Origin of the sequence: Kamptonema formosum PCC 10802 (assembly GCF_000332335.1) — a bacterium.
Taxonomy (GTDB): Bacteria; Cyanobacteriota; Cyanobacteriia; order Cyanobacteriales; family Oscillatoriaceae; genus Oscillatoria.
In genome coordinates this window covers 1,466,235-1,475,551 of sequence record NZ_KB235948.1, presented here as the reverse complement: position 1 = coordinate 1,475,551, position 9,317 = coordinate 1,466,235, and the positions used below count along the sequence as shown (strand labels likewise).

Genomic DNA, 9,317 nt, shown 5'->3' with positions numbered 1-9,317 from the left:
ACAGGCGAGACGCCTGTCCAACGTCCGCGCCCTAAATGGCTACTGCTATATCCAGAGTCGGTGTTTCCTGAATAGCCGGGGAAGCCTCAGCCACACTCATCGGTTCTTCTCCTCACTTGAAACGACTGTTGAGCCCCTTCCAGGCGCGGTTCGCAGTTGGGCTTCAGCCCAAAGGTTCGTAGTTGGGCTTCAGCCCAAAGGTTCGTAGTTGGGCTTCAGCCCAAAGGTTCGTAGTTGGGCTTCAGCCCAAAGGTTCGTAGTTGGGCTTCAGCCCAAAGGTTCGTAGTTGGGCTTCAGCCCAAAGTTTGCAGTAGAGGGCTATGCGAGCGTCGAGAGCGACACCCCCAGCCAGCCGGCAAAGTTTTTCTCCTGCACCGGCTTCCTGCGCTCCACCGGCACCACCTGGAAGCGAGTGGGGCGAGGCTGATCCAAAGTGACTCGCAGGGCGCGCAATTCGTCTTGGTGGAACACCGCCACCTCAATTGTTTCGCCCGGTTTGCAGTCCCTGAGGCGCTCATTGAACTGATCCGCCGTCACCCGGATGCCGTCTATCGCCAGCAACTCGTCACCGGCATCAATTCCCGCCAGCTGAGCCGGCGAGTTTATCTCCACAAATTTAATTAACTGCTTACCATTTTCTGCTTTAACTGTCAAGCCGGTGAAGGGCACCGGCTCGCCCTCGTAACCCGGTTGCAGGCGCAGGCCAAAAGGCTCCAAATACTCATCGAAAGGCAGCTCGTCAGTCCCGTCAACATAGCGCCCGAAGAAATCCTTCAAACAAGTGGGCCCCAAATCCGCACCGGCAACCGACTCTATCGCCTGCTGCAACTGTGCCGGCGTGAAGCCTATTTCCGATTTGCCAAACCGCTCCCACATGGCGCGCATCACGTCATCGAGCGAGCGCTGATTGTCGTGACGCGCTCGAATCAGCAAATCCAGCAGCAGCGACACCATTTCCCCTTTCAAATAGTAGGAAATTTGGGAGTTGTTGCTGTTGGCGTCCGGGCGGTAGAGCTTAATCCAGGCATCGAAACTCGACTCGCTCGCCGGCTGAACCTTCCGCCCCGGTGTGGTCTGCACGCGGGTAATTTCCTTGCCCAAGTGATCCAAGAAACACTTGGCATCGTAGATGCCGGCGCGCAAGGGAATCAGCAAATCGTAGTAGCTCGTGGTGCCCTCACAAAACCACAGGGAAGGCGTGTAGTTTTCCTGTTCGTAGTCAAAGACTTCCAGCTCTTTCGGGCGGATGCGCTTGACGTTCCACAGGTGGAAAAATTCGTGCGCCACCAGCTGCATAAAGCGCTCGTATTTATCTTTGGCGCGAAAGCCCAATCTGTTATAATTTAATGTACAGCTGTCTTTGTGTTCCAAACCGCCAAATCCCTGAGAGGACAGGTGCAGCAGGAACAGGTAGCGCTCGTAGGGCAGACCTCCAAACATTTCCGCTTCTACTTGGATGATTTTGTCGATATCGGAAATCATCCGCTCGGGTTGGGCGTTGCCCTGCCCCCAGATCGCCAGTTGGTGGGGAATGCCGAGAACTTCAAAGTCATAGAGCTGGTGCTTGCCAATCTCGAAGGGGCTGTCCACCAGGGTGTCAAAGTCCGGGGCGCAAAAGGTGTTGGGCTCTCCCGGCACAGGGGGCAAGGCTGTGGTGACGCGCCATTCCGGGTGCGGCGGCGAGACGGTGACGCGAATGGGTTGCTTTTCAAATGCCGGCAGGTAAAAGAAGAGGGCGGCACCGTTGAAATAGCCGTGGGTGGCGTCGAGGTGATTTGTCCGCACGGTTAGCTCGCTGGCAAACACCCGGTAGCGGACCGCCAGTTCCGAGACGCCGGCGGTTTGGATTTGCCAGTGATTCTTGCCTACCTTATAGCATTTTAAAGAGCGTCTGTCAAGGGTTTCAGCCGAGAAATCTTGCAGGTGTTTGGCGTACTCCCGCACCAGGTAGGAGCCGGGGGTCCAAACCGGCATTTTTAAGTCCAGTACGGGGGCGTGCCAGTCCCTCAGGAGCAGGGTGACTTCAAACAAGTGGTTTTCTGGCTGGGGCATGGCCACCTGGTAGTGAGTGGCCGGTGCTTGGGCGGGGAGTCGGGTGGGGGGAGCTTGGGTTGCTTCTGTCATTTACAGGTGTCCAGCTAACTGGGTCAAAGGTTTGAGATTTACTAAATGCATGGTCTGGCGGTCAGCATCAATCTTGAGCCAGCCTTTTTCTTTGAGTTTTTGTATAATTTTGGCCGTTTCTTCGATCGTGATGTCCGCCACGTCAGCTAAGTCTTGGAAGGGGATGCTGTAGATTTCTATTCCCCTGTCGGTTCGCTGACCGTAGTTTTGCGCCAGGGAGATCAGGGTGTTGGCGAGCTTGACTGCCGGTGGGCGGTTGCGCAGCTGGAAGCGAAAGTTGGTCATGCGCAGACGCCGCACCATCAGCTGCAGCATGCGGTGGTGCAGCTGGGCGTCTTTGAAAAGGGTTTGGATAAATCGCTTGGCGGAGACGCTGAGCAGTCTCACTGGCGAGAGGGCAATCACGTCTGTGGAGCGGGGGGACTCGTCGAGAATGGCCATTTCGCCAAAGAAATCGCCGCGACCCAGGATTGCTAGCGTCACGGTGCTGTCTCCGGAGAGCCGGCGGACTTTGACCCAGCCAGACACTAAGAAGTAAACTGCATTGCCCCAGGCATCTTCCATCAAGACGGCTCTGCTGGCTGGGTATTCGCGCTGGTCGGCAGTGGAGAGCAGCCATTCCAGTGTCTCTGGATTGGCGGCGCTGAAAAGGGGGAAAAGCTCACTAAAAGCTTCGGTTTGCATGAGAGCACGTCACGATAAAAGATTGGGTAGAGGGTGCAGTCAACAGCTCTAAGGCTTGGGTTGGTATAAGCAGCAGCGAATGGTCGCTCTTTCTTGATGATAAAGTCCCGCTCACCTGGCGTCAGGGAAAACCCGCAGAATTCTTTACGGGCTGTCTGGCGCGGGGGAGAAGCCGCCCAAAGCGGCAGCGGGAAGGGCTTTGGGCGGGTCAGGTCCTGGAAATCCCTATGCGGAGACGCCGGCGACTGCCTCCTGTATCTTTGGCAGCAGCGACTCGACGAAGTGTGGCCAACCGATAACTGTGGGCTGGTGGTGGATCAAGGTGTCTGGGTCAATGGCATCGGGGTGAAAGCTGAGGGGTTTGCCCTCCAAGTCGCAGCAGGTTAACCCAGCAGCTTTGGCCAGAGCGACAGGGCCGGTGGTGTCCCACAGTTTGACCCGGCGGTTGAGATAGATATAAAGACCGGCGCGCCCCTGGATGACTTCCAGGACTTTCAGGCCAAAACTGCCCAGGGAATAAAATTCCACTTCTGGGATGATTCGCGCGATCGCATCCCCAAAGTTCCGCTGGTCTTTGGTGCCAATTACGACCCGACAGAAGGATGCTGAGGGTGCGGGGGGCTGCTGCGCTGCCATTGGCACTGGCGGCGCTTCTCCAGAGCTTTGGAACAGCCCCCAGTCGGGTCCGCCCCAGTAGAGCCGGTCAAAGGCCGGCGCGTAGATCCACCCGGCCACTGGCTGGTAGTCTGAGAGTAGCCCTATCATAATCGCGTAATGCGGGTGTTTCTGGATGAAGTCTTCGGTGCCGTCCAGGGGATCTATGCACCACAGCCGCCGGTAGCCGGCGTGAAATGCCTGTCGGGACTGCTCGTTTTCTTCGGTGATCGCCCCGTCGTCAGGGCACAGCTGTGCGAAGCCACTGGAGAGCTGCCGGTCCAGCCAGCGGTCAATGCTTGTGACATAATCAGCAGGGCCTTTTTGGGTCACTTGAAACTGCTGGGTGGCCATTTGTGCGGCTTGCTGGCCGCACTCGCGCATCAACCGCCGGATTTGTCTGTCTAACTCGGGAGTAAAAGACTTCATAGGACAAAAGATACTAAATTTTTTAGTGAACCGCCCGCACGCCGGTCGGGCAACCGTCCGCGTGATGCTAAAAGCACGCGACAGCGCTCTCACAGCACCCATCCCTATTATGCGATTCAGAGGCGGTGCCGGCTTTGTTTGAGGAACTTCTACCGGGCTTTCTCGCCACTCACCGGCCAGAACGCACTGTAATTTGATTGTGCCGGCGCGGCAGTTTAGCCTGACTGAAAAGGCTTTCCTGCCGTATTCAATTCCAAATATGGGCATCTAAAATCCAAACTTTGGAGAATACTAAGTTGAGATAGATAGTAGTTTTGAGTCTATCTGAAAAGGCATTTATGCCGCTTTTGAAAATACAAAATCCGCGCCTCTAAAATCCAAAATTGGGATGAGAGGGTCTTATTATATATAGTAGCAGTCCTATTGGTTAGGACCCACTGCTATATTACGGCTGCTATATCTGTCAGGACGTGCGAGCATCCAGGCGAGAGCAAAAAAAATCCCATCCCCGAATGGGAATGGGACCTGTGATGAATAGACAAAAAAAAAGGGTTAACCCCTTATTCGGTTAACCCGCGAGCTTGGGAACGCGCTCGGTTTAATTACTTTTGCACGACCAGCTTGACGTTGGCGTTTTGCAGACCGGGACGGCGGACTTCAGCCAAGGTCTTGTTAACGGCGTACTTTTGATTGATGGAGTTGATCAGTTCGGTTTGGTTGTGCTTCTTAGCAACGCCCCACAGGTCAGCGATCAGGTCGAAAGAACCGTCGCTGTTGCGAGACCAGCCCAGGTCATATTCGCCTTCCAAAACTGCCACGATGTCGGAACGAACCCGTTGGCCATTATAGCCGCGAACATCAGCTTCGGTCTTGACAGTGATGCCCAGGTCACGCAGAGAAGCCTTCAGGATTTCGGCATCGGTGATTTTGGTGCGCAGGGTGCTGAAGTGAGACATTTGGGTTTCCTCCTAATTGGACTTTGAGAGATTCGACAACGTTTGGATTTGAATGAAGCCGCAGTGCGACTTGTCGTAACCGCGCCAGCAATTGACTTGCTAGCCTTTCCTCCTGTTGGGAGCAGGAGAAAGCTTTTAGAACTCCAGTCGCTGATATTCGGCGACGGAGGATGCAGCCGGTCGCGCTCGCTGCCTGGCCCAGTCTCGCAAGGCCGTGACTTGCTCTGTCATTGTCTTCGACAGCGGCAGTGTTGATTTAATCGCGGCAATAATGTCCAGCTGCGTGAATTCTCGCTCTTGAGCGAAGGCGTCGTACATCGATGCGATGATCGCCTGCTCAATTTCCGCTCCTGAGAACCCGTCGGAAACTTTCGCCAGTTGCTCGATATCGAACCGAGCGATGTCCCGACGCCGCTTGCTCAGGTGAATGTTGAAAATATCTTGGCGCTCTTCGCTGGTTGGCAAGTCAACAAAGAATATCTCATCAAACCGGCCTTTTCTTAAAAACTCCCCAGGCAAACGCTCTACCCGGTTCGCTGTAGCCATTACAAACACCGGCGACTTTTTATCTTGCATCCAGGTGAGGAACGACCCGAAGATGCGGCTCGATGTCCCCCCATCGGAATCTGCTGAACCGGCACTCCCAGCAAAGGCTTTGTCTAGCTCGTCTATAAATAATATCACAGGCGAGATAGATTCCGCTGTCTTCAGCGCGTTCCGCAGGTTTGCCTCTGACCGGCCCACCATTGACCCGTCATACACGCGCCCCATATCCAAGCGCAGCAGGGGCAGCCCCCACAGGCGAGCGGTCGTTTTGGCTATCAGCGATTTGCCGCATCCCGGTACGCCTAGAATCAGCATCCCTTTGGGTTGGGGCAATCCGTACTCTCTGGCACGCTCTGTGAATGCGTTTGAGCGCTGCTTCAGCCATCGCTTCAGCTCTTCCAAGCCGCCAACGGAATCAATGGTTTCGTCTTCTTCAATATATTCCAGTATACCATTTCGCCGAATCAACTGCTTTTTCTCGGAGAGAACTATGTCTACTTCGGCTTCCGTGAGGCGACCATTTGTGACTTGGGCTTTGCGATAAACTTTTTCCGCTTCATCCCGCGTCAAACCCAAGGCGGCTTTCAGGAGTTTTTCCCGCGCATCTGTACTTAGCCGGCGGTTGCGGCTGTCAGCAAGCTGGGTGGACAGCACTTGATTGAGCTCCGCCATTGATGGCAGTGGGAAGTCCAGTACGACAACTTCCTTTTCTAGCTCGATGGGCACCTGCTGCACCGGCGACATTATTATTACGGTTTTCTGCGTGCCTTTAAAGCTGGCAATCGCATCCCGCAACCATCGGGTCGTCACTGGGGCGTCGATGAATGCGTGTAAATCTTTGAATATAAACAGACCCGGTTCCTTCTGCCGTATCACCCACTCAATCGCCGCTTCTGGCGAAACAGTGTTGTGCTGCGTGGTGGTGCGTGGCTGACCGTATTCAACTATACCGTGTGTGACTGTCCAAATGAAGATTCTTTGCTGGGGCTTGCTCTGAGCAATCGAGGCAATTGCTTGCTCTGCCCGCTCTTCCTCAGAGGTCACGAGATATATTAAAGGGTATTGAGCTTGAATGAGTATATTGAGCTCTTCTTTCATGACCAATCGACCTTTTAGAGACGGTTGCAAACATTGCTTGTGCCGGCTGCTCCTAGCTGCTGACATGAAAGCACAATCAGCGCTAGTCTTGGGATATCAAAGGAAGCCTTAGCAGGGAACCAATTCTTCCTCTCCCTCTTGTGTGGAGCTGGAATTTACCTTTGACACTCTCTCCACCGACAGCCCTTCATCTGCGAGGACTCCTGGCTGAGATTTCAGAGAAACCATCTCCCCATCTCTCAGGACAACCGAAGTAGAGCACTCTGGACAGGAATATACCCTGTGGGTCTTACCGTAGGATGCTTCTACCTCGTCTACTACCTCTGGATGCGCCATGTAGAAAACGATTGCTTTCTCTGCTATGGCTGACATCGGTTCGCAGTCCACTGCTGCTCGAATCTTCAGCTGGCGATGCAGTTCCGGTGGCAGATACAATGTAACTTTTTGCTTATCTTGCATATCACTGTGAATTGGTGTACCCGGGTATGTATTAACCATAGCGACTCCCCTCCCGAGCTGTCAAGCCGTTTTACCGCTTTGACGGTATATTGTAATATTTCTTTACAATTCAGCCGCTGGCAGGGGGTGCCAAGAGGGGCCACACCGGCTCGGAGGAGAGCAAACTAACACAATATTTGTTTGATTAGTATATCTAAAATTTGTGATGGTTAAGTCTGAGATGCTTAAATAGAAAAGCTTTTGCGTTTTTAGTCTGACGGCAGAAGCCTAAGTAAAGAGCCAAAAGCAATATCACCGGCAGTCGGTGGCCCAGCACCGGCGCTGGCAGACGGCAATCAGTTAGGGATGGGAGTTGCGGGCATGGGGTGCCGGCGGGCTGGGGATGGGCCAACGAGAAACCCGCTCCCACGCTGTAGGGGCGGAGGGGGCGAAAAAACAGGCGGGTTCATCCCAGGCGCTGGCTAATCTGACACTTATATATATAGATGCGCCGCCTTTCCTGTGAGCCGGTGTTGCGGTCGGGCACCGGCATCTGTGGCAGAATCAGGATGGACAGCGCGGGGATGGCGCGGGAAGCCGGTGAACCGCGAACCTACGCCCAACCCCCCAACCCCGTGTGGGAGGAGGCGGCGAAAAAACAGGCGGGTTCATCCCAGGCGCTGGCGAGTCTGACACTTATATATATATAGATGCGCTGCCTTTGAGGTGAGCCGGTCTTGTGGTCGAGCACCGGCATCTGTGGCAAAATCAGGATCGACAACTCGGTGATGCAGGGGGAAGCCGGTGCGAGGCACAATACTGCGCGGGCGCTACCGCATTATTAAAGAACTCAGCAGCGGGGGATTTGGCCAGACCTATTTAGCAGAAGACTGGGACTTACCTGGCCATCCCCAGTGCGCCGTCAAGCGACTGCAGCCCCAGTCGAGCGATCCATTTGTCCTGCAGACGGCAAAACGGCTATTCAACCAAGAAGCGGAAATCCTGCACCGGCTGGGCTCTCACGAACAGATCCCCCGACTGATGGCCCACTTTGAGGAAAACCAGCAGTTCTATTTAGTAGAAGAGTTCATCCCCGGAAATGACTTGAGCCAGGAACTGGCCACCGGCGGAAAGGGGGGTGCCGCAGCGCCCCTGCGCGAGGCTGAGATGATCGCCCTGTTGCGGGACATCCTGGAGGTAGTGGCCTTTGTCCACCGGCACGGGGCGATCCACCGGGACATCAAGCCGGCAAACCTGATCCGGCGGGAGTCTGACGGCAAAATAGTCCTGATTGACTTTGGCGCTGTCAAGGAAATCACAAACCTGTCAGTTACCCCTGAGGGGGAAGTCACCAGCACCGTTGCGATTGGCACACGGGGCTATATGCCAGACGAGCAAGCCAACGGCAAACCCAGATTCAGCAGCGATGTCTATGCGGTGGGGGTGATTGCCATTCAAGCACTCACCGGCTTAAATCCAGATCCGAAATCTGGCGGATTGGCGGAAGAACCGGCTACCGGTGAGATCGTCTGGCGCAACCGGGCGCAAGTGAGCGACGCCCTTGCAGGTATTATCGACCAAATGGTGCGCAAAGACTGCCGGCAGCGCTACCCCACAGCAGTAGAAGCGCTGAGAGCGGTCGAGGGTTTGTCCCGGGTGCCGGTGAACCCTGCTGCGCCATCACCGGCACCGCCGGCGGGTAGGGTGCCGGCACCCCAGTCTGGAACTGAACCCTTCACATCACCCTCACCCATGAAGAACTTGAAACCAAAACACAAAATTAAGATATTAATTGCTCTATTGGGTGTCCTCGCCGCTCTCCCAGTGGCGCTCATTCCGCTGTTTCCGCAAGAGATTAAGGATTGGCTGGATTCGGTGCTGGATTTTTCACGCTTGACCTATAACGACCCCAACTCTGGGATAAAGATAAAGTATCCCAAAAATTGGACAAAGGAGGAAACGACAAATCCCATCACCGGCACGGGAGTGAAGTTCTCCTCACCAAAAGAGGGGGCGGGAGATCCCTTTCAGGAAAACCTGAGTGTCGAGATTCAGGATTTTTCGGGACAGCCGGTGACGGAGCAGCAATACACAAAAGAGGCTCTGAAGGCAATCTACCAGTTTGTGCCGAATGCCAATATTATAATAGAGTTGAAAGACCAGAATATCGGGAACAGTTCAGGGTATCAAGTGGTTTACACCGGCAGGGATGGGAAACAGAATTTAAAGCGGATGCAGATGTGGGCGGTGAGAAATAATAAGGTTTATGTGATCACCTATGAAGCCGAGGAACAGAAATACCTACAGTTTCTGCCGGTGGCGCAAAAGATGATTGATTCAGTTGAGATCGAGTGACTATTTTGCGAGCCGACGGAAAATCGCACTGCG

The 9,317-nt window shown here is 54.5% G+C and carries 9 protein-coding genes; 3 read left to right on the top strand and 6 right to left on the bottom strand.

The features are described 5' to 3' along the window. Positions 1 to 208 (top strand): hypothetical protein (locus OSC10802_RS54100; protein ID WP_232731630.1); only part of this gene is annotated, 208 nt, incomplete at its 5' end. A 110-nt stretch (positions 209 to 318) separates the two neighbouring features. Here the strand turns inward: OSC10802_RS54100 and OSC10802_RS0106330 are convergent. From OSC10802_RS0106330 to OSC10802_RS0106305, 6 genes are all read right to left on the bottom strand, one after another. Then, complete coding sequence (locus OSC10802_RS0106330) at positions 319 to 2,124, bottom strand: M61 family metallopeptidase (RefSeq protein WP_017715943.1); 1,806 nt, start codon at positions 2,122 to 2,124, stop codon at positions 319 to 321. Beyond that, on the bottom strand, positions 2,125 to 2,808 hold the full coding sequence (locus OSC10802_RS0106325; RefSeq protein WP_017715942.1) for a Crp/Fnr family transcriptional regulator: 684 nt from the start codon (positions 2,806 to 2,808) through the stop codon (positions 2,125 to 2,127). Positions 2,809 to 3,033: 225 nt separating this feature from the next. Then, the gene (locus OSC10802_RS0106320) at positions 3,034 to 4,158 is read right to left on the bottom strand and encodes a 3'(2'),5'-bisphosphate nucleotidase CysQ family protein (RefSeq protein WP_017715941.1); all 1,125 of its coding nucleotides are present in this window, start codon (positions 4,156 to 4,158) and stop codon (positions 3,034 to 3,036) included. 335 nt (positions 4,159 to 4,493) lie between these two features. Then, positions 4,494 to 4,847 (bottom strand): DUF1257 domain-containing protein, encoded by a 354-nt coding sequence (locus tag OSC10802_RS0106315; RefSeq protein WP_017715940.1) that lies wholly within the window; start codon positions 4,845 to 4,847, stop codon positions 4,494 to 4,496. Between the two features lie 135 nt (positions 4,848 to 4,982). After that, positions 4,983 to 6,491 carry a stress-responsive protein Ycf46 gene (ycf46, locus tag OSC10802_RS0106310; protein WP_017715939.1) on the bottom strand — a complete coding sequence of 503 codons (1,509 nt, stop codon included), beginning with the start codon at positions 6,489 to 6,491 and terminating at the stop codon, positions 4,983 to 4,985. 108 nt (positions 6,492 to 6,599) lie between these two features. After that, a complete protein-coding gene (locus OSC10802_RS0106305) occupies positions 6,600 to 6,950 on the bottom strand; it encodes a slr0373 family blue light stress response protein (RefSeq protein ID WP_026098217.1) in 351 nt (116 codons plus the stop codon). Between the two features lie 485 nt (positions 6,951 to 7,435). On the opposite strand from OSC10802_RS0106305, the gene OSC10802_RS48975 reads away from it, so the two are divergent. Both OSC10802_RS48975 and OSC10802_RS0106295 read left to right on the top strand, forming a co-directional pair. Then, complete coding sequence (locus OSC10802_RS48975; RefSeq protein ID WP_155967418.1) at positions 7,436 to 7,639, top strand: hypothetical protein; 204 nt, start codon at positions 7,436 to 7,438, stop codon at positions 7,637 to 7,639. Positions 7,640 to 7,733: 94 nt separating this feature from the next. Further along, positions 7,734 to 9,284 carry a serine/threonine-protein kinase gene (locus OSC10802_RS0106295; RefSeq protein WP_017715936.1) on the top strand — a complete coding sequence of 517 codons (1,551 nt, stop codon included), beginning with the start codon at positions 7,734 to 7,736 and terminating at the stop codon, positions 9,282 to 9,284. The last annotated feature ends 33 nt before the right edge of the window (positions 9,285 to 9,317 follow it).

What these genes read in the sequence shown, in the direction of transcription:
- OSC10802_RS0106305 (WP_026098217.1), bottom strand. Translation starts at nt 6,950, where the DNA reads ATGCAAGATAAGCAAAAAGTTACATTGTATCTGCCACCGGAACTGCAT.
- OSC10802_RS48975 (WP_155967418.1), top strand. Translation starts at nt 7,436, where the DNA reads ATGCGCCGCCTTTCCTGTGAGCCGGTGTTGCGGTCGGGCACCGGCATC.
- OSC10802_RS0106330 (WP_017715943.1), bottom strand. Translation starts at nt 2,124, where the DNA reads ATGACAGAAGCAACCCAAGCTCCCCCCACCCGACTCCCCGCCCAAGCA.
- OSC10802_RS0106315 (WP_017715940.1), bottom strand. Translation starts at nt 4,847, where the DNA reads ATGTCTCACTTCAGCACCCTGCGCACCAAAATCACCGATGCCGAAATC.
- ycf46 (WP_017715939.1), bottom strand. Translation starts at nt 6,491, where the DNA reads ATGAAAGAAGAGCTCAATATACTCATTCAAGCTCAATACCCTTTAATA.
- OSC10802_RS0106325 (WP_017715942.1), bottom strand. Translation starts at nt 2,808, where the DNA reads ATGCAAACCGAAGCTTTTAGTGAGCTTTTCCCCCTTTTCAGCGCCGCC.
- OSC10802_RS0106320 (WP_017715941.1), bottom strand. Translation starts at nt 4,158, where the DNA reads ATGCCCATATTTGGAATTGAATACGGCAGGAAAGCCTTTTCAGTCAGG.